16 protein-coding genes are annotated in these 17,641 nt (G+C 71.5%); 8 read left to right on the plus strand and 8 right to left on the minus strand.

What is annotated here, in order from left to right; translation table 11 throughout:
* Positions 1-34: 34 nt before the first annotated feature.
* Positions 35-1,279, minus strand: a complete 1,245-nt coding sequence (locus ACFUN8_RS19755) for a glycoside hydrolase family 18 protein (protein WP_383638966.1) — start codon at positions 1,277-1,279, stop codon at positions 35-37.
* A gap of 382 nt (positions 1,280-1,661) precedes the next feature.
* Between ACFUN8_RS19755 and ACFUN8_RS19760 the strand changes: the two genes are divergently transcribed.
* Positions 1,662-2,834 (plus strand): acyl-CoA dehydrogenase family protein, encoded by a 1,173-nt coding sequence (locus ACFUN8_RS19760; RefSeq protein WP_383638969.1) that lies wholly within the window; start codon positions 1,662-1,664, stop codon positions 2,832-2,834.
* A gap of 111 nt (positions 2,835-2,945) precedes the next feature.
* Here ACFUN8_RS19760 and ACFUN8_RS19765 read toward each other — a convergent pair whose 3' ends face one another.
* Positions 2,946-3,344 carry a hypothetical protein gene (locus ACFUN8_RS19765; protein WP_383638972.1) on the minus strand — a complete coding sequence of 133 codons (399 nt, stop codon included), beginning with the start codon at positions 3,342-3,344 and terminating at the stop codon, positions 2,946-2,948.
* A gap of 203 nt (positions 3,345-3,547) precedes the next feature.
* Between ACFUN8_RS19765 and ACFUN8_RS19770 the strand changes: the two genes are divergently transcribed.
* From ACFUN8_RS19770 to fxsA, 4 genes are all read left to right on the plus strand, one after another.
* Positions 3,548-3,988, plus strand: a complete 441-nt coding sequence (locus ACFUN8_RS19770; protein WP_383638975.1) for an Lrp/AsnC family transcriptional regulator — start codon at positions 3,548-3,550, stop codon at positions 3,986-3,988.
* A gap of 282 nt (positions 3,989-4,270) precedes the next feature.
* On the plus strand, positions 4,271-5,911 hold the full coding sequence (locus ACFUN8_RS19775; protein ID WP_383638978.1) for an amidohydrolase: 1,641 nt from the start codon (positions 4,271-4,273) through the stop codon (positions 5,909-5,911).
* 554 nt (positions 5,912-6,465) lie between these two features.
* On the plus strand, positions 6,466-7,233 hold the full coding sequence (locus ACFUN8_RS19780) for a polyprenol monophosphomannose synthase (RefSeq protein ID WP_383638981.1): 768 nt from the start codon (positions 6,466-6,468) through the stop codon (positions 7,231-7,233).
* Between the two features lie 50 nt (positions 7,234-7,283).
* Entirely contained in the window at positions 7,284-7,895 is a 612-nt protein-coding gene (gene fxsA / locus ACFUN8_RS19785; RefSeq protein WP_383638984.1) for an FxsA family membrane protein, read from the plus strand.
* 103 nt (positions 7,896-7,998) lie between these two features.
* Here the strand turns inward: fxsA and ACFUN8_RS19790 are convergent, their stop codons facing one another.
* The 4 genes from ACFUN8_RS19790 to ACFUN8_RS19805 form a co-directional block, all read right to left on the minus strand.
* Positions 7,999-8,373, minus strand: coding sequence for an RNA polymerase-binding protein RbpA (locus ACFUN8_RS19790; RefSeq protein ID WP_003959706.1), 375 nt, complete (start codon positions 8,371-8,373; stop codon positions 7,999-8,001).
* Between the two features lie 267 nt (positions 8,374-8,640).
* A complete protein-coding gene (locus ACFUN8_RS19795; protein WP_383638987.1) occupies positions 8,641-10,014 on the minus strand; it encodes an MFS transporter in 1,374 nt (457 codons plus the stop codon).
* A gap of 28 nt (positions 10,015-10,042) precedes the next feature.
* Positions 10,043-10,807, minus strand: coding sequence for a glycerophosphodiester phosphodiesterase (locus ACFUN8_RS19800; protein WP_383638989.1), 765 nt, complete (start codon positions 10,805-10,807; stop codon positions 10,043-10,045).
* On the minus strand, positions 10,804-11,472 hold the full coding sequence (locus ACFUN8_RS19805; RefSeq protein WP_383638992.1) for a YitT family protein: 669 nt from the start codon (positions 11,470-11,472) through the stop codon (positions 10,804-10,806). The genes ACFUN8_RS19800 and ACFUN8_RS19805 overlap by 4 nt, the downstream gene beginning before the upstream one ends.
* Positions 11,473-11,607: 135 nt before the next feature.
* On the opposite strand from ACFUN8_RS19805, the gene ACFUN8_RS19810 reads away from it, so the two are divergent.
* Positions 11,608-13,116: a PLP-dependent aminotransferase family protein gene (locus tag ACFUN8_RS19810; protein WP_383638995.1), complete on the plus strand. Its 1,509-nt coding sequence runs from the start codon at positions 11,608-11,610 to the stop codon at positions 13,114-13,116.
* A 31-nt stretch (positions 13,117-13,147) separates the two neighbouring features.
* On the opposite strand, the gene ACFUN8_RS19815 is transcribed toward ACFUN8_RS19810, so the two are convergent.
* Positions 13,148-14,827 carry a hypothetical protein gene (locus tag ACFUN8_RS19815; RefSeq protein ID WP_383638998.1) on the minus strand — a complete coding sequence of 560 codons (1,680 nt, stop codon included), beginning with the start codon at positions 14,825-14,827 and terminating at the stop codon, positions 13,148-13,150.
* A 55-nt stretch (positions 14,828-14,882) separates the two neighbouring features.
* The gene (locus ACFUN8_RS19820) at positions 14,883-15,077 is read right to left on the minus strand and encodes a hypothetical protein (protein WP_189109156.1); all 195 of its coding nucleotides are present in this window, start codon (positions 15,075-15,077) and stop codon (positions 14,883-14,885) included.
* Between the two features lie 261 nt (positions 15,078-15,338).
* On the opposite strand from ACFUN8_RS19820, the gene ACFUN8_RS19825 reads away from it, so the two are divergent.
* Positions 15,339-15,761, plus strand: a complete 423-nt coding sequence (locus ACFUN8_RS19825; RefSeq protein WP_383639001.1) for an ankyrin repeat domain-containing protein — start codon at positions 15,339-15,341, stop codon at positions 15,759-15,761.
* Between the two features lie 205 nt (positions 15,762-15,966).
* Positions 15,967-17,385, plus strand: a complete 1,419-nt coding sequence (locus ACFUN8_RS19830) for a HEAT repeat domain-containing protein (RefSeq protein ID WP_383639004.1) — start codon at positions 15,967-15,969, stop codon at positions 17,383-17,385.
* Positions 17,386-17,641: the final 256 nt, after the last annotated feature.

A 17,641-nucleotide genomic window follows, 5' to 3' on the forward strand; every position in this document is an offset into this window, starting at 1 on the left:
CGTACACGGTCCGTCCGGCCCTCAGGGACGGGAACTAGTTGATCGCCTTGATCAGCTCACCGTCGGTCGTGTCGCCGCTCAGCTCCCAGAAGAAGGTGCCTCCCAGGCCCTGCGCGTTCTTGTAGTCCATCTTGGTGCCGATGGTGGCGGGGGTGTCGTAGCTCCACCAGTTGTTGCCGCAGTGCGCGTACGCCGTACCGGCCACCGTGCCGTTGGCCGGGCAGGTGTTCTTCAGGACCTTGTAGTCCTCGATGCCCGCCTCGTACGTACCGGCCGCCGCGCCGGTCGCGCTGCCGCCCGGCTCGGCCTGGGTGACCCCGGTCCAGCCGCGCCCGTAGAAGCCGATGCCGAGCAGCAGCTTCTCCGCGGGAACGCCCTTGGCCTTCAACTTGGTGATCGCCGCGTCGGAGTTGAACCCCTCCTGCGGGATGCCGTCGTACGACGTCAGCGGCGAGTGCGGAGCCGTGGGGCCCTGCGCCGCGAACGCGCCGAAGAAGTCGTACGTCATCGGCAGGTACCAGTCGAGGTACTGGGCCGCCGCCCCGTAGTCGGTGGCGTCGATCTTGCCGCCCTCGGACGCGTCGGCGGTGATGGCCGACGTGATGAGGCTGTCGCCGCCGAATTCGGTACGGAGCGCCGACACCATGTTCGTGAAGGCGTCGGGCCCGCTGGTGTCGCAGGTCAGACCGCAGGCGTTGGGGTACTCCCAGTCGATGTCGATGCCGTCGAAGACATCGGCCCAGCGGGGGTCCTCGACCAGGTCGTGGCAGGACTTGGCGAACGCGGCCGGATTCTGCGCCGCCTCACCGAAGCCACCCGACCAGGACCAGCCGCCGAACGACCAGATCACCTTGAGATCGGGGTGGAGCGCCTTGAGCTTGCGCAGCTGGTTGAAGTTGCCGCGCAGCGGCTGGTCCCAGGCGTCCGCGACACCGTCGACGCTCTGGTCGGCGGTGTACGCCTTCTCGTAGTCGGCGAAGGCGTCACCGATGGTGCACTTGCCGCCCTGGACGTTGCCGAACGCGTAGTTGATGTGCGTCAGCTTGTCGGCCGACCCGGAGGTCTCGATGTTCTTGACGTGGTAATTCCGGTCGTAGACACCCCAGTTGGCGAAGTATCCGATGACCTTCTCGCCGGCGGCTGTGGGGGCCGCCGGGGCCTTCTCCTGGTCCGCCGCGGCGCTGCCGGCGCCGGCGAGCAGGGATACGCCGAGCACGGCCGTACAGGCTGCGGCGACGAGCGCCCGGAAACGGGTGCGGGATCGGTGCGGTCTGAGCATGAGGTCTCCTCGTGGGGAGGGAGATCGACGTCCATGAAGTCGACTTGGCATGGACGCGAAGTGTGTTCACCGGGACGTTAGAAGGACTAGACCAGTGGGTCAATGGTGCGGACCAACTTCCTGTACGGAGGTCCGACGGCCCGGAAACGGAACCGAAGCGGAACCGGACAGGGGCTGACCTCCCGTGACTGCGTCCCGCCGATCAGGCATACTCAACGCGCCCACAGCCGCAGGTCAGCCACTCCCGTGATCCGGGAGGGCAGCATCGGCCGGGCAGTATTCCTGTCCGGGGGCACCCCCGGGCCTCGACCCGACCGGCGGCCGCCGCCACACCCAGCGTGCGCGCCCGCCGTAGCGTCCCGACAGGGAGGAGAGCGCCGCCATGCCCGACCGCGCCCCGCGAACGGTGGAACGTCAGCTGCCCACCGAGGAGTCCAAGGACCTGCTCACACTCGTACGCGACATCATCGAGCGGGAGATCGTCCCCAGGGCGGCCGAAGAGGAGGAGGCGGGCCACTTCCCCCGGGAGAACTTCTCCCTCCTCTCCGAATCTGGACTGCTCGGCCTCCCGTACGACTCCGAGTACGGCGGCGGCGACCAGCCGTACGAGGTCTACCTCCAGGTCCTCGAAGAACTCGCCGCGGCCCGTCTCACCATCGGCCTCGGCGTCAGCGTCCACTCCCTGGCCTGCCACGCCCTCGCCTCGTACGGCACCGCCGACCAGCAGGCCACCCACCTCCCCGCGATGCTGGGCGGCGGTCTGCTCGGCGCGTACTGCCTCTCCGAACCCGCGTCGGGCTCCGACGCCGCCTCACTGAGCACCAAGGCCGTCAGGGACGGCGACGAGTGGGTGATCACCGGCACCAAGGCGTGGATCACCCACGGCGGCGTCGCCGACTTCTACACCGTGCTCGCGCGCACCGGCGGCGCCGGCGCCGGCGGTATCTCGGCGTTCCTGGTGCCCGGCGACGCCGCCGGGCTGGTCGCCGCCGCGCCCGAGAAGAAGATGGGCATGAAGGGCTCGCCCACCGCCCAACTCCACTTCGACGGCGTCCGGATCGGCGACGACCGGCGGATCGGCGACGAGGGGCAGGGGTTCGCGATCGCCCTCTCCGCGCTCGACTCGGGCCGGCTCGGGATCGCCGCCTGCGCCGTGGGCGTCGCGCAGGCGGCCCTCGACGAGGCCGTGGAGTACGCGACGGGGCGCCGTCAGTTCGGCCGCCCCATCGCCGACTTCCAGGGCCTGCGCTTCATGCTCGCCGACATGGCCACCCGGATCGAGGCGGGGCGCGCCCTGTACCTCGCGGCGGCGCGACTGCGCGACGCGGGACTGCCGTTCTCCCGGCAGGCCGCGATGGCGAAGCTGTTCTGCACGGACGCGGCGATGCAGGTCACCACGGACGCCGTTCAAGTACTCGGCGGCTACGGCTACACCGCCGACTTCCCCGCCGAGCGCTACATGCGCGAGGCGAAGGTGCTCCAGATCGTCGAGGGCACCAACCAGATCCAGCGCATGGTGATCGCCCGGCACCTGGCGGGACCCGAGACCCGCTGAACCGCCCGTCGTACCTGTCCCGTCCGTCAGTTGTCACCAACCGGCGGACGGGTCAGGCGGATTGACGGGCGGTCAGCGCGACAGCAGGATCGTCTGGATCGTGACGAGGCGTCAGGCGGCGTGCCGGCGCGGCTGCGGCAGCTTGACGGGGCGTGAACTCGGGCCGCCCGCGTGGGAGAACGGCTGGGTGCGCCAGTCCAGTCCCTGAGGCAGCGTCAGCAGCAGCGCGGTGTCCTGTTCCTGGGCGTCGAGCGACTCGTCGGCCGGCCCGGCCTCCGTGGCCGAACGGCCCGTACCCGCGCACACGGTGAGCACGAACGGATTCCACGGGCTGGGGCACAGCGCATGCTCCGGCAGGACGTCCTCGTCCGCCAGCAGGGCGATCGGCTGGGAGCAGTCCGGGCACACGACCCGGAACATCTCGAAGGTGTCGTAGAAGTCGAGCTCATCGGCCTCGACGGAATCAACGGGCTCCGGTTCGATACGGCCGGCGCGCTTCAGGCTCTGCATTCAGGCACTCCCCCTCGGGTGGGCCGACAGCCACGTGCGGCCTCGACCACAGCAAGCAATTCCCGTCGCGCGAGGCAGGTAACCGTAAGGTCTCGACGGACCCCGCGACATACCTGTGGTGTTCGTCACATGCCCGGCGCAAGTGACGATCCGGTACGCCGTCGGCTGTGCCGGAAGCGACCTCGGGCAATAGGTTGATCCGCATGGAGGAGCTGGATCGTCAGATCGTGGAATTGCTCGTCAAGGACGGGCGGATGAGCTACACCGACCTGGGCAAGGCCACGGGTCTGTCCACCTCGGCGGTGCATCAGCGCGTCCGCAGGCTGGAACAGCGCGGAGTCGTACGCGGCTACGCCGCCGTCGTGGACCCGGAAGCCGTCGGGCTGCCCCTGACCGCGTTCATCTCGGTCAAGCCGTTCGACCCCAGCGCGCCCGACGACATCGCGGAACGGCTGGCCCCGATCCCCGAGATCGAGGCGTGCCACAGCGTGGCCGGCGAGGAGAACTACATCCTGAAGGTGCGGGTGGCCACGCCGCTGGACCTGGAGAACCTGCTGTCCCGCATCCGCTCCCTCGCGGGAGTCTCCACCCGCACGACGGTCGTCCTGTCCACCCCGTACGAGGCGCGACCGCCGTACTTCTAGAGGCTCGGTTCGCCTCCGGGGCGCTTTGAGTCGGTGTCGACGGTCGACCGTGCTCAGCCCCTCGTTCCTCGGGGCCTCCGCGCGCTCTCCCTTTCGACACCGACGCGCCCCTTCGGCTCACTCGCCTGGGCACCTGGCCCTCGGCTCACTCGCCAGGGGGATTCGCCGGGCGGGCAGATCCGGCCCGTCCGGCGTTCGAGGGCGAAACCGCCCACCGGGCGGACCCGGTCACGTCGTACCCCTGCGTGCCCGCACGTCCCGCGAGGCGGGAGACTGGGCGGCATGAAAGATCGCGCCGCCCCCCAGAGCGAACCCCGCACCGTGCTGCTGCGCGGTGGAGACGTCCACAGCCCCGCCGACCCCTTCGCCACGGCGATGGTCGTCGAGCGCGGTCATGTCGCCTGGGTCGGCTCGGAAGGCGCCGCCGACTCCTTCGCCTCCGGTGTCGACGAGACCGTCGACCTCGAAGGTGCCCTCGTCACCCCCGCGTTCACCGACGCGCACGTTCACACCACCGCCACCGGCCTCGCCCTCACCGGACTCGACCTGTCCGGCGCCGGGACCCTGGGTGACGCGCTCGCGCTCGTACGCGCCCACCGCACCGCGCACCCCGGCGACCGGGTGCTCCTCGGCCACGGCTGGGACGCCGCGCGCTGGCCCGAGCGCCGGGCACCCACCCGCCAGGAACTCGACGAGGCGGCCGGCGGACGATCGCTCTACCTGACGCGCGTCGACGTCCACTCGGCCGTCGTGACCACCGCCCTGCTCGACCTGGTGCCCGGCGTCACCGAACTGGCCGGATTCCACCCCGACGCCCCACTGACCGGCGACGCCCACCACGCCGTACGCGCCGCCGCGCACGCCTCCGTGACCCCCGCGCAGCGCAACGATGCGCAGCGCGCGGCGCGCGCCCGCGCGGCCTCGCTCGGCATCGGCACGCTCCACGAGTGCGCCGGCCCCGACATCTCCGCCGAGGACGACTTCACCGGGCTGCTCCGGCTCGCCGAGGACGAGCCGGGCCCGCGCGTCCACGGCTACTGGGCCGAGCTGATCAGCGACGACAAGGGCGCGGCACGCGTCCGCGAACTCGGCGCCGTCGGCGCGGCGGGCGACCTCTTCGTGGACGGCTCGCTCGGTTCGCACACCGCCTGGCTGCACGAGCCGTACGCGGACGCGCCCCACACCGGCGCCGCGCATCTCGACGCGGCCGACATCGCCGCCCATGTCACGGCCTGCACCGAGGCCGGTCTCCAGGCGGGCTTCCACGCCATCGGAGACGCCGCGATCAGCGCCGTCGTCGCCGGGACGCGCGCCGCCGCCGAGACGCTCGGCCTCGCCCGGATCCGGGCCGCCCGCCACCGGGTCGAGCACGCCGAGATGCTCACCCCCGAGACGATCGCCGCCTTCGCCGAACTCGGCCTGACCGCCTCCGTCCAGCCCGCGTTCGACGCGGCGTGGGGCGGTACGGAGGGCATGTACGCCGACCGGCTCGGCGAGGCGCGCGCCGGCACCCTCAACCCGTACGCCGCCCTGCTGCGCGCCGGTGTCCCGCTCGCCTTCGGCTCGGACAGCCCGGTGACGGCGCTCGATCCCTGGGGCACCATCAGGGCCGCCGCCTTCCACCGCACACCCGCCCACCGGGTCTCCGTACGCGCCGCCTTCACCGCCCATACGCGCGGCGGGGGCCGCGCCGCTGGCCGCGACGACACGGGGGTGCTCGTGCCCGGCGCGCCCGCCGACTACGCGGTCTGGCGCACCGAGGAACTGATCGTCCAGGCCCCCGACGACCGGGTCTCCCGCTGGTCCACCGACCCGCGTTCGGGCACGCCCGGCCTGCCCGATCTCACCCCCGGCGCGGCCCTGCCGGTCTGTCTGCGGACCGTGGTGGGCGGGCGAACGGTCTTCGTGCGACCGAACGAGTGATGTACCCGCGTTTCCGTACCGCCGACCGATGCCTGCCGGCCACTGTCGCGACCAGCGGATCTTCCCCGCTGACCTGCTGAAACGGGTAAATGCCGCAGGTCAAAGGAGTATTGACAGCAAGCACTCACCGGCCGGTAGGTTCGGCCGGGTCCACCAAAGGACGTCCGACCGGCAACTCCCACGCAGTCGTCGAACGCCGCTGGGTCATGGGGCGGTGTGCCGCACCGGCGCACCACCACTGGGAGCCAGGTTCAGCGCCCGCGCCTCGGGGGCGAGGGAAGGTTTCTGCCGGTCGGCGGGTGCGACCCGGGTAGGGCCCCGGCGTTCAGTAGACAACGGCTTTCGGTCGACCCGCAGCCGGCGGGTCCCAGGTCGGCCCGAAGGACGCCGGGACCCGATCCGTAGGCCCCCCGGATCTCCCCGCCCGCCCACCGCGCCGCCGGATTCCGGCCGCCCGCGCCCTTTCCCGTACGACACCCCGCCACCGTGTGGACGGCGACCCCTCGCGTGCTCGCTAAGGTGGTACTTCTGCGTACGGCGATTAAGGGGCAGTTGTGAACGACGGTGGTCAGAGGCAGTACGGCCCGCTCGGCGCAGCCTTGGTGATCATCCCGACCTTCAACGAGGCGGAGAACATCAAACGGACCATCAGCCGCGTGCGCGCGGCGGTCCCGGAGGCCGACATTCTCGTGGCCGACGACAACAGCCCCGACGGGACCGGAAAGATCGCCGACGAACTCGCCGCCGACGACAGCCAGGTCCACGTCCTGCACCGCAAGGGCAAGGAAGGACTCGGCGCGGCCTATCTGGCGGGCTTCCGCTGGGGCATGGAGCACGACTACGGCGTCCTGGTCGAGATGGACGCCGACGGCTCCCACCAGCCCGAGGAACTGCCCCGGCTGCTGACCGCCCTCAAGGGCGCCGACCTGGTGCTCGGCTCGCGCTGGGTGCCCGGCGGCCGGGTGGTGAACTGGCCGCGGACCCGCGAGATGATCTCCCGCGGCGGCAGCACGTACTCACGCGCGCTGCTCGGCCTGCCGCTGCGCGACATCACCGGCGGGTTCCGCGCCTTCCGTACGGAGACGCTCGACCGCCTCGGCCTGGACGAGGTCGCCTCGCAGGGCTACTGCTTCCAGGTCGACCTCGCGCGCCGCGCCGTGGAGGCGGGCTGCCATGTCGTGGAGGTGCCCATCACCTTCGTCGACCGCGAGCTGGGCGACTCCAAGATGAGCCGGGACATCCTCGTGGAAGCGCTCTGGCGGGTCACCGCGTGGGGCGTCGGGACGCGGACCAACCGCATGCTGGGGCGCAAGCCGCTCTGATCCGGCCGCCCCGTACGACAACCCGGGCCGCGCCCAGGCACACTGGACTCATGACGACCGGCGCACCGCCTCCCGCGGCTCCGCAGCGCTCCCGCGCGCGCAAAATTGTCCCTCTGGGCATCGCTCTCTGGCTGGTGCTCGAAATCTGGCTGCTGACCGTCGTGGCCGGCGCGACCAACGCGCTGACCGTGGTGGCGCTGCTGATCGGCGCCGGCATCCTCGGCTCGGTGGTCGTGAAGCGGGCGGGCCGCCGGGCCTTCCGGAATCTCACCGAGACCCTGCAGCAGGCCCAGCGGCAGCAGCAGAACCCCGACGCTCCCGAGAACGCCGACGAGAACGCGAACACCAGCTCCGGCAACGGCTTCCTGATGCTGGGCGGCCTGCTGATCATGCTGCCGGGGCTGATCTCGGACGCCGTCGGCCTGGTCCTGCTGATCCCGCCGGTGCGGTCGCTGCTGAGCCGCAGGGTCGAGCGGTCGCTGGAGCGCCGGATGCGCGCCGCGGGCCCCGGCGGTCTCGGCGACGCCTTCCAGCAGGCTCAGCAGGCCAGGATGTCGCGCCCGGACGGCAAGGTCGTCCAGGGCGAGGTCATCAAGAACGACGAGCCGCGGCCGCCGCGCGATCCCGGCCAGGACGGGCCGCGCCCGCCCCTGACGCCGTGAGGCGCTGACCCCGGGCAGGAGACCGAACAGCCGTGGGCCGCGACACTGTGTGTGTCGCGGCCCACGGCTTCTCGCATGTGCTGTTGTGGCGGTGCCCAGAGGGTCAGGCCGACTTCCGGCTGTCCCTCGGATGCACCGCGATGTTCATGGCGCCGGAGCGCAGGACGGCCAGCCGTTCGGCCAGCACCTCCTCCAACTCCTCGCGTGTGCGCCGCTCCATGAGCATGTCCCAGTGCGTACGCGCAGGCTTGCCCTTCTTCTCCTCGGGACCATCCCCGTCAACCAGGAGTGCCTGGGCGCCACACGCCTTGCACTCCCACTCCGGCGGAATTTCCGCCTCTACCGAAAACGGCATCTCAAATCGATGGCCGTTCTGGCATGCGTACTCCACCGCCTGGCGCGGGGCCAGATCGATGCCGCGGTCCGTCTCGTAGCTGGTAACCACAAGTCGCGTGCCGCGGAGAGCTCGCTCACTCATGAATCGTGCCTCCCGGGCTTGTCGCCCACAGGACAGGTGTCGCTGTCGTCGTCTTCCGGTCAACGTCCGGTCGGCGGTAAAGATTCCCGTTGCGGGTCATACGTCGCCGTCGTACCGCCCCTTGTTGTACCCACCAGTGCCCGGTTTGTCACATCTGGTGCTGAATGTCAGCCGACGTTGTCGTTTCTGTGACACGCAGTAACGGTCCGGCTGACAGGCCAACGGCGTACACTACCGCGCTTTCACTTCAACGTCTAAATTCAACGTCTAGATCCGCTCCGGCACAGGATTCCCCGCCTCGATCACGGCCCTGCGGACCGGCACCCGCGCGAGCAGTACGAAACCGATCACGAAGAAGACCACCAGGGAGAGGATCGCGTCCCGGTAGCTGCCGGTGACCTGGTAGGCGAGGCCGAACACCAGGGGCCCCAGCCAGCTCAGCCCGCGGTCGCTCATCTCGTACGCGGCGAAGTACTCGGCCTCCTTGCCGCGCGGCACCAGGTGCGAGAACAGCGAACGCGACAGCGCCTGACTCCCGCCGAGCACCATGCCGATCGCGGCGGCGAGACCGAAGAACCAGACCGGCGCGTCGGCGGGCAGGAAGTACCCGGCCCCCAGGATCAGCGTCCAGACGGCGAGCGAGGCGAGAATCGTGCGTTTGGCCCCGTGCGTCCGCGCCAGCCGGCCCATGCCGAGCGCGCCGGCCACCGCCAGGATCTGGACCAGCAGGACGGCCGTGATCAGCGTCGTCTGGTCGAGTCCCAGTTCCTCGGAGCCGTAGATCGAAGCCTGGGAGATCACCGTCTGTATGCCGTCGTTGTAGATCAGATAGGCGAGGAGGAAGGAGAGCGTGAGGGGATGGCGGCGCATGTCGCGCAAGGTGGCCAGCAGTTGGCGCCAGCCCGTACCGACCGAGCCCTCGCCCGCGTGGCCGCCGTCCTTCGCCACCCGTCGGTCGCGCAGCCGGCTCAGCGGCACCAGCGTGAAGGCGCCCCACCAGACACCGGCGGAGGCCAGACAGATCCGTACGGCGGTCGACTCCGAGACGCCGAACGACTCGTGGCCGGTGTAGAGGATCAGGTTCAGTACGAGGACGAAGGCGCCCGAGGTGTAGCCGAAGGCCCAGCCGCGTGAGGACACGGCGTCGCGCTCCTCGGGCGTGGCTATCTGTGGGAGGTAGGCGTTGTAGAGCGCCATGGACACCGACAGCGAGGCGTTCGCGACGATCAGCAGGGCGACACCCAGCAGATAGCGGTCGCCGTCCAGGAAGAACATGCCCGCCGTGGCCGTCGCCCCGACGTACGCCGCGACGGCCAGCAGCGGCTTCTTCCGCCCCGTACGGTCCGCGACCGCGCCGGCCAGCGGCATCAGCAGCACGGCCACCACGATCGAGACGGACACCGAGTACGCGAAGACGGAACCGGCCCGTACCGGGATGCCCAGCGGATGGACGAAGCCGTCCGCGTCGGCCGCGGCCTTCGCCACGGACGTCAGATACGGCCCGAGGAAGACGGTGACGACGCTCGTCGAGTAGACGGAGCACGCGAAGTCGTAGAAGTACCAGCCGCGTTGCTCACGTATGCGGCCCGTCCCGTCGTCGGTCAGGTCCGCGGTGTCGGCGGTCACCCCGCGCCCCCTCATTCGTCCCCGAAGGGGACATCCGTAACCGTCAGTGCCAGGCCCCTCGCTCGGTGAACACCGCGCGCAGGGTCTCCAGTTGATCGGTCATGATGCCATCCACTCCGAGTTCCAGGAGCGCCCGCATCCGATCCGCGTCGTTGATCGTCCAGACGTGCACCCGCAGACCACGGGCGTGCGCCGTCCTTACGAAGCGTTCGTCGACCACCCGTACGCCGCCCCGGTCCGGCGGGACCTGCGCGCACACGGCGCCCTCGCGTACGGGCGCCGGCACCCCGTACGAGCGCAGCCGCAGACCGAGCACCCCGCGTACGCCGTACGACGTGGCCAGCCGGGGGCCCGCCAGCCGCTGCGCCCGCGCCACCCGCGCCTCCGAGAACGAGCCCACGCACACCCGGTCCCAGCTGTCCGTCCGGCGGATCAGTTCGATCAGCGGGCGCAGGGCGGGCTCCGCCTTCATGTCGATGTTCCAGCGGGCGTCCGGGAACTCCTCCAGCAGCTCCTCGAAGAGGGCGAGCGGTTCGTTGCCGCCGACCCTGGCCCGGCTCACCTCGCTCCACGGCAGCTCGGAGATCCGGCCGCGCAGATCGGTGACCCGGTCGAGCGTCTCGTCGTGGAACGCGACGAGACGGCCGTCGGCCGTGGTGTGCACGTCGGTCTCGAAGTAGCGGAAACCGAGTCCGGCGGCGCGCCGGAACGCGGCCGCCGTGTTCTCGAATCCGTCGGCCGCGCCGCCTCGGTGGGCGAACGGGATCGGCGACGGATGGTCCAGATAGGGATGGCGTACGGGAGTCACGGCCGAAGTATGGCCTGCTCCGGGGAACCCCCGGCGACGACCGTGCCGCCGCCGTCCGTCGGCGGGACGACGAAGACGCGCAGGAACAGCTGCGCGAGCGGCCCGATCGCCAGCGCGTAGACGATCGTGCCGATCCCGACGGAACCGCCGAGGACGAAACCGGTGGCGACGACCGCCACCTCGATCCCGGTGCGGACCAGCCGCACCGAGCGGCCGGTGAGGCGGTGCAGCCCCGTCATCAGACCGTCGCGGGGGCCGGGGCCGAACCGGGCGGCTATGTAGAGACCGGTGGCCACGCCGTTGAGGACGATGCCGGCGATCAGCAGCGGGATCTGTACGGCGAGACCGCGGCCGTCCGGGACCAGGGCCAGGGCGGCGTCCATCGCGATGCCGACGACGAAGACGTTGGAGACCGTGCCGAGCCCGGGGCGCTGCCGGATCGGGATCCACAGCAGCAGCACGACCGCGCCGACGACGATCGAGACGACGCCCATCGTCAGCCCGGTGAGTTCGGAGAGGCCCTGGTGCAGCACACCCCACGGCTCCAGCCCCAGACCGCCCCTGACCAGCAGGGCCGCGCTCACGCCGTACAGCGTCAGACCGGCGTAGAGCTGGAGAAGTCGGCGGGGGAGCCGCTTGCCGCGGAGGGCGGGCGTGATGGACAAGGTGCTGTCCTCCAGGAGGAGTGGAAGGTGCGGGGCGGACGGAGCGGGCTGGAACGAGTGGACTGGTACGTGTCACTCTGTGGCGAGGTGGCATCGGCCAACCATGGCCAATTCGGGGAAGGTGGACTGATTTCCATGACGCAGTGGACTTCGGCGGTCGGAGCGGCACAGCTCGCGCGACAGCTCAACGCCCAGCAGCCGCGACCCGCCGGCCCCGGCACCCGTAAACCACCCGCCTACCGCGCCCTCGCCGACGGCGTCCGACTGCTCGTCCTCGAAGGCCGCGTGCCGGTCGCCGCCCGCCTCCCCGCCGAACGCGAGCTGGCCCTCGCGCTCTCCGTCAGCCGTACGACGGTCGCCGCCGCCTACGAGGGACTGCGCGCCGAGGGCTTCCTGGAATCCCGCAGAGGCGCCGGCAGCTGGACCGCCGTACCGGCAGGGAACCCGCTGCCCGCCCGCGGCCTCGAACCGCTGCCGCCGGACTCCCTCGGCTCGATGATCGACCTCGGCTGCGCCGCCCTGACGGCCCCCGAACCCTGGCTCACCCGCGCCGTACAGGGCGCGCTGGAGGAACTGCCCCCGTACGCGCACACCCACGGCGACTACCCGGCGGGACTGCCCGCGCTGCGCCAGACCCTCGCCGACCGCTACACCGCGCGCGGTATCCCGACGATGCCCGAGCAGATCATGGTCACCACCGGTGCGATGGGCGCGATCGACGCGATCTGCCATCTCTTCGCCGGGCGCGGCGAACGCGTCGCCGTCGAGTCGCCCAGCTACGCCAACATCCTCCAACTGATGCGTGAGGCGGGCGCCCGGCTCGTCCCCGTCGCCATGGCCGAGGGACTGGCCGGCTGGGACCTGCCGCGCTGGCGCCAGGTCCTGAGGGACGCCGCACCCCGCCTCGCGTACGTCGTCGCCGACTTCCACAACCCGACGGGCGCCCTGGCCACCGAGGACCAGCGCCGACAGCTGGTCGAGGCGGCGCGTTCGGCCGGGACGGTGCTCGTCGCGGACGAGACGATGTCCGAGCTGTATCTGGACGGGGACCGGCCGGGCGACGAACTGCCGCCGCCGGTCTGCGCGTTCGACCCCGCCGGCAGCACCGTCCTCACCGTCGGCTCCGCCAGCAAGGCGTTCTGGGCGGGCATGCGCATCGGCTGGGTACGGGCCGCGCCCGAGGTCATCCGCTCACTCGTCTCCGCCCGCGCCTACGCCGACCTCGGCACCCCCGTGCTCGAACAGCTCGCGATCAACTGGCTGATGGGCGGTGGCGGCTGGGAACAGGCGGTCGAGGTGCGGCGCGCGCAGGGCAGGGAGAACCGCGACGCGCTGGTGGCCGCCGTCCGCAGGGAGCTGCCGAGCTGGGAGTTCGACGTGCCGCGCGGCGGGCTGACGCTGTGGGTGCGCACCGGGGGACTGTCGGGCTCGCGGATCGCCGAGGTGGGTGAGCGGGTCGGCGTACGGGTGCCGGGCGGGCCGCGCTTCGGGGTCGACGGGGCCTTCGAGGGGTACGTACGGCTGCCGTTCACCGTCGGCGGCCCCGTCGCCGACGAGGCGGCCGTCCGGCTGGCGGCCGCCGCGCGCCTCGTGGAGAGCGGCGCGCGCGCCGGTACGGACACGCCGCGCACGTTCGTCGCCTGACCGGCGTCCCGCGCGCGTACGGCCGGGGGTGTCAGCCCTCGGCGGGTACGGCGGTGGGCATCGGCGCCGCGCTCTGGCGCGGTTGCTGCCGCACCTGCACGGCCGGCGGTCCGGGCTCCTGGTCGGGTCCGGGCGGCGCGGCCGCCGCCGGTCCGGGGCCGGGCTCGGGCGTCCGGGTGGCGGCGGCCGTCGATCCGTCGAGCGGTGTGTGCCGGTCCGGCAGCAGATCCAGCACCGCCCGCCGGTGCGCGTCGCTCGTGGCGTCGTCGTACGGATCGGGCGTCGCCGGGACCTGGAGCCTGAGCACCGGTCCGGTGCCGAGCCGCGCGTAACCCCGCCCGGTGGGGATGTCCGGGGTGGGGATGGTGTGCGGCGGCGCCCCGAGGACCGCTTCCAGCTCCTCGCGCGTGGCGGCGCCCAGCACGACCCGGGCGCGGGTGTGCGTCCGTACGGTCTCGCTGAGCGCGTCCAGGGTCTCGAACTGCTCCGCCACGACCACCGTCACGTTCGCGGCTCTGCCGTGCCGCAACGGCACCTGGAGCATCTCCTGCGGATCGGGCCGCCCGTCGGCGGCCGCCAGATGGGCGAAGGCACTCGGCCGGTCCAGCAGAAGCCAGAGCGGGCGCTTGGTGTCCTCGGGGACGGAGTGCCCGGACTGGCGGGCGCGGTTGGCGGCGATCAGCCGCCGTTCCGTCTCGTTGGCGGCCCATTCGAGTCCGGACAGCGCGCCCGAGAGCCCGCACTCCACGGCGAGCACACCCGTACGCCCGCCGAGGCTGGCGTACTCACCGGTGCCGCTGCCCTCCACGATCACCACGTCGCCGTGCGCGAGCGCCTGGAGGGCGATCGAGCGGAGCAGACTCGTGGTGCCGCTTCCGGGGTGCCCGACGGCGAGCAGATGAGGCTCGGTCGAGCGGGCACCCGTACGCCAGACCACCGGAGGGGCGTCACGGGTCTCGTCGCCCTCCATGACCGGCACGGTGCGCCGGACGGCGCCGGCGTCGGTGAAGCCGAGCACGGTCTCGCCGGGGGCGGTGACGAAGCGCTGGGCGGCGATACCGGTGGGCAGCGGGGGCAGCACGCTCATGACGAGCTCGTTGCCCTCCTCGTCCCAGTCGAAGAGATACTCCCGGCCGCGCCCGGACTTCGCGTGCATCAACTGCTCGATCCGGACGCGGGAGGAGTACTCACCGTCGGTGAAGTACGGCGGATACGACACCCGCAGCCGGGTGAGACGCCCGTCGGCGTCGAACTCGTACTCGTCGAACGCCTTGTCCCACTCCCCGCCGTGGGCGAAGAGCGGGCTCGGGTCCTCCGGCACGGAGAAGTATGGCACCAGCGCCTCGTAGAGAGACCGCAGGCGCTGCAGCTCCGCGTCGTCGGGCCCGGTCCGCACCGGGGTACGGTCGCGGCCCTTCCAGCCGGCCACCGCCATCACCGAGATGAGGGCGAGGAGCGGTCCGTACGGGACGAGCGCGACCACCAGGACGACGGCCGCGACCAGGAACAGCGCGGGACCACGCCGGTCCTTGGGCGTGGCCGCCCACTTCTGCCGTCCCGTGCCGGCCAGCAGCCGCAGACCACGGGTGATCGTGATCAGCGGATGGAGGACGTCGGTGGCACTGTCGGCGGCCGAGCGGGCCATCTCTCGGCTGCGAGTGATGTGAGCGCTGCCGCTGCTCAGAATGCGGGGGAGTGGTCGCCGGGCCACGTCTGTCTCCTGAAGGTGCGGATGGGGCTGGATGTGCTGATGGGATGGCAGGCGGTCAGAACTTGATCCCGCCCAGTAGGCCGGCGAGGCTGGCGCCTCCGGCCGTGATGCTCGGGGCGATGGCCGTGCCCGCGAGGTAGAAGCCGAAGAGCGCGCAGACGAGCGCGTGGGACGCCTTGAGTCCGTCCTTCCTGAAGAAGAGGAAGACGATGATTCCGAGCAGCACGACGCCTGACATGGACAGGATCATGAGGGGTTCTCCTGGTTGAGGGGGACAGTCACCATGAGTTCTTCCATGCTCACAGTAAGTATCTATGTGATAAAAGGTGCAAGTGGGTGAAATTCCTGGAATTTCACTTGACCGGCGGACAGCGGAACCTCGCGTACCGCTTACTGCGGCCTCTGTCCCCCGGAGCGGCCCCCAGGGCAGTAATCTGTCGATTCACTCGTACGGCGTCGCAGTCGTGCGTCCCAGGTCAGCGGCACCAGCGGCAGGAGAGGCGGTTCACCGATGAGCGAGGCCCCGGAGGACGCGGCCCAGGACGGCGCCGCACCCGACAGCGACGTCGTCGAACTGGCGACAAAGGTCTTCGACCTCGCCCGCCGGGGAGAGACCGACCTCCTCGCCGCCTACGTGGACGCCGGTGTCCCCGCGAACCTCACCAACGACCGGGGCGACTCCCTGGTCATGCTCGCCGCCTATCACGGCCACGCCCCCGCGGTGGTAGCACTGCTCTCGCGCGGCGCCGAGGCCGACCGGGCCAACGACCGCGGGCAGACCCCACTGGCCGGCGCTGTCTTCAAGGGCGAGGACGACGTGGTCCGCGCGCTGGTCGCCGGCGGGGCCGACCCGGCGGCCGGAACTCCCTCCGCCGTGGATACGGCGCGGATGTTCGGGAAGACGGACCTGCTGGAGCTCTTCGGAGCGCGGTGAAGGGAGGCGTCGTAAATGTGGTCGCGGTGGCGAAATGGGTGGGTCATCATGACGTCGGGCCCGGAAGGGGTCACCGACGAGAGGCAGAGGAAGATGGTCTACACCAAGCAGGAGACGACGGTCGAGCGATGTTGTCGCGCGGCCTAGGCAGCCTAGGCATCCCCACCCCCCGGTTGCGTCGACAGCTTGATGTGAGGCTCTCCCCATGTTCGATCCAGTCATAGCGCCGAGCGGCACGCTGCTCGGCCTGCTGCAAAGGGGGCGCGGCGACGGCACTCTGCACGCGCTGGCCGCACCCCGTGCCGAGGCGCTCCACGCCCTCAACCACTGTGTGATGAACGACCCGCGCCACGACTGGCAGGTCGAGAACCGCTCCCTCTACTACGCGCGTCTCTATCTGGACCTCCACGGAGATCTCGAAGCGCTCGAACACCACCTCTTCCGTGCCGAGGACCACTTCGACACCGAGGAGTCACGGACCGGGCTCGCCCTCGCCGTACTGGGCCACCTCGCCTCCTACGGAAGAGACGACGCCCTGGCGCTCCTGCGCCGGTACGCCGCGTCGGGATCCAACTGGACCTGGGCACTGGACGAGCTGGCGCTGCGTGACGACGACGCGGGTCTGCGGTCGCTCGCCCCGACGATCCTCGCCAGATTCCCCACGACACCCGAGGGCGACGCGGAGCTGGCCACCGCCCTTCAGGGCGCCTTCGAACCCCGGCCCTGGCGGCTCTGGGCCGACGACCCGCGCGAGTCGGTCGCAGGCCGTGTCAGGGCGGCACGGGAGCAGGGCTCCTTCGACCGGTGGCAGCAGCAACTGCGGCCCAGCGGACCGCGCCCCGGCTGGAGCGTGCAGGCCGTCTTCGAATGGGCCCAGGACGGCCTCGAACGAGGCACGACCCTGCACGTCCCCGCCGCACGCTGTCTGACCGCGGTCGCCGGACCCGACGACCGCGCCGCGATCGTCGAGGCCGGCCGCAGCGGACCCGACGGCGCGCGCTCGGCGGCCCTGCACTATCTCGCCGAGGCCCGCGATCCCGCCGTGCTCGACCTGATCGAGGCCGCGGCGGCCGACCCGTCGGAGAGCCTGGCCGAAGCCGCCGTCGCCGCCTTCGAGCGGATGTGCGGCGAGGCCGCCGTCGACCGGGCGCGCGGCTGGGTGCACCGGCCCGACGCCCTCGGCGCCTCGGCGGCGGGCGTCCTCGCCTCACGGGGCGGCGCGCAGGACACTCAACTGGTGCTCGGGGCGCTCCGGGAGGCCGTACGGTCCGACGGGCCCGACGCGCCCCGCCTGTGGACCCTCGTGGACGGCACCGGACGGCTCGGCATCGGCTGTGCCGCACCCGTGCTGCGGCACGTGTACCGGGAGACCGCCTCCTCACAACTGCGCGGCCGTACGGCCAGGGCGCTGGCGGCCACCGACCCCTCGTACGCCACGGGGTTCGCCGTCGAGTGCCTCTGGGACTGCGAGGAGACCACCAGGGAGGTCGCCGCGCTGCACGCCGAGACCGGTGATGTGCGGGTGGCCGACCGGCTGCGCCGGCTCGCGGCCGATCCGGCCGAGGAGGCCGAGGTGCAGACCGCCGTACGGAGCCGCATCGGGCCGGACGCGCCCGCCGTCTGACAGTGCCCCGCCCGGGGCGCGCCGGGCGGGGACACAGCGGGGCCGGTAACTCGCGGGCGACGGTTTCCGGCCGACCGGCGGGTTCTACCGGGCGGCCATGGCCGTACCGGCTCCACCAGGTGAACCGCCCGGCGCGCGCCGGTTGCGATCAGGGGCGCGAACGGCCGCGCCGCCTCCGAAGTTCCGCTCGGAGCACGGAAACACCAATGCTCACGGGACGTTTTCCACGCGGAAAGATCCACGTTGGCGGGACCAC

It is taken from the genome of Streptomyces sp. NPDC057307 (assembly GCF_042667665.1).
Lineage (GTDB): Bacteria > Actinomycetota > Actinomycetes > Streptomycetales > Streptomycetaceae > Streptomyces.

Bases quoted from the DNA above. Each gene is read 5' to 3' on its own strand.
- ACFUN8_RS19820 (WP_189109156.1), bottom strand. From the start codon at position 15,077: ATGATCCTGTCCATGTCAGGCGTCGTGCTGCTCGGAATCATCGTCTTC.
- ACFUN8_RS19825 (WP_383639001.1), top strand. From the start codon at position 15,339: ATGAGCGAGGCCCCGGAGGACGCGGCCCAGGACGGCGCCGCACCCGAC.
- ACFUN8_RS19775 (WP_383638978.1), top strand. From the start codon at position 4,271: ATGAAAGATCGCGCCGCCCCCCAGAGCGAACCCCGCACCGTGCTGCTG.
- ACFUN8_RS19760 (WP_383638969.1), top strand. From the start codon at position 1,662: ATGCCCGACCGCGCCCCGCGAACGGTGGAACGTCAGCTGCCCACCGAG.
- ACFUN8_RS19810 (WP_383638995.1), top strand. From the start codon at position 11,608: ATGACGCAGTGGACTTCGGCGGTCGGAGCGGCACAGCTCGCGCGACAG.
- ACFUN8_RS19790 (WP_003959706.1), bottom strand. From the start codon at position 8,373: ATGAGTGAGCGAGCTCTCCGCGGCACGCGACTTGTGGTTACCAGCTAC.
- ACFUN8_RS19795 (WP_383638987.1), bottom strand. From the start codon at position 10,014: ATGAGGGGGCGCGGGGTGACCGCCGACACCGCGGACCTGACCGACGAC.
- ACFUN8_RS19765 (WP_383638972.1), bottom strand. From the start codon at position 3,344: ATGCAGAGCCTGAAGCGCGCCGGCCGTATCGAACCGGAGCCCGTTGAT.
- ACFUN8_RS19830 (WP_383639004.1), top strand. From the start codon at position 15,967: ATGTTCGATCCAGTCATAGCGCCGAGCGGCACGCTGCTCGGCCTGCTG.
- fxsA (WP_383638984.1), top strand. From the start codon at position 7,284: ATGACGACCGGCGCACCGCCTCCCGCGGCTCCGCAGCGCTCCCGCGCG.
- ACFUN8_RS19755 (WP_383638966.1), bottom strand. From the start codon at position 1,279: ATGCTCAGACCGCACCGATCCCGCACCCGTTTCCGGGCGCTCGTCGCC.
- ACFUN8_RS19770 (WP_383638975.1), top strand. From the start codon at position 3,548: ATGGAGGAGCTGGATCGTCAGATCGTGGAATTGCTCGTCAAGGACGGG.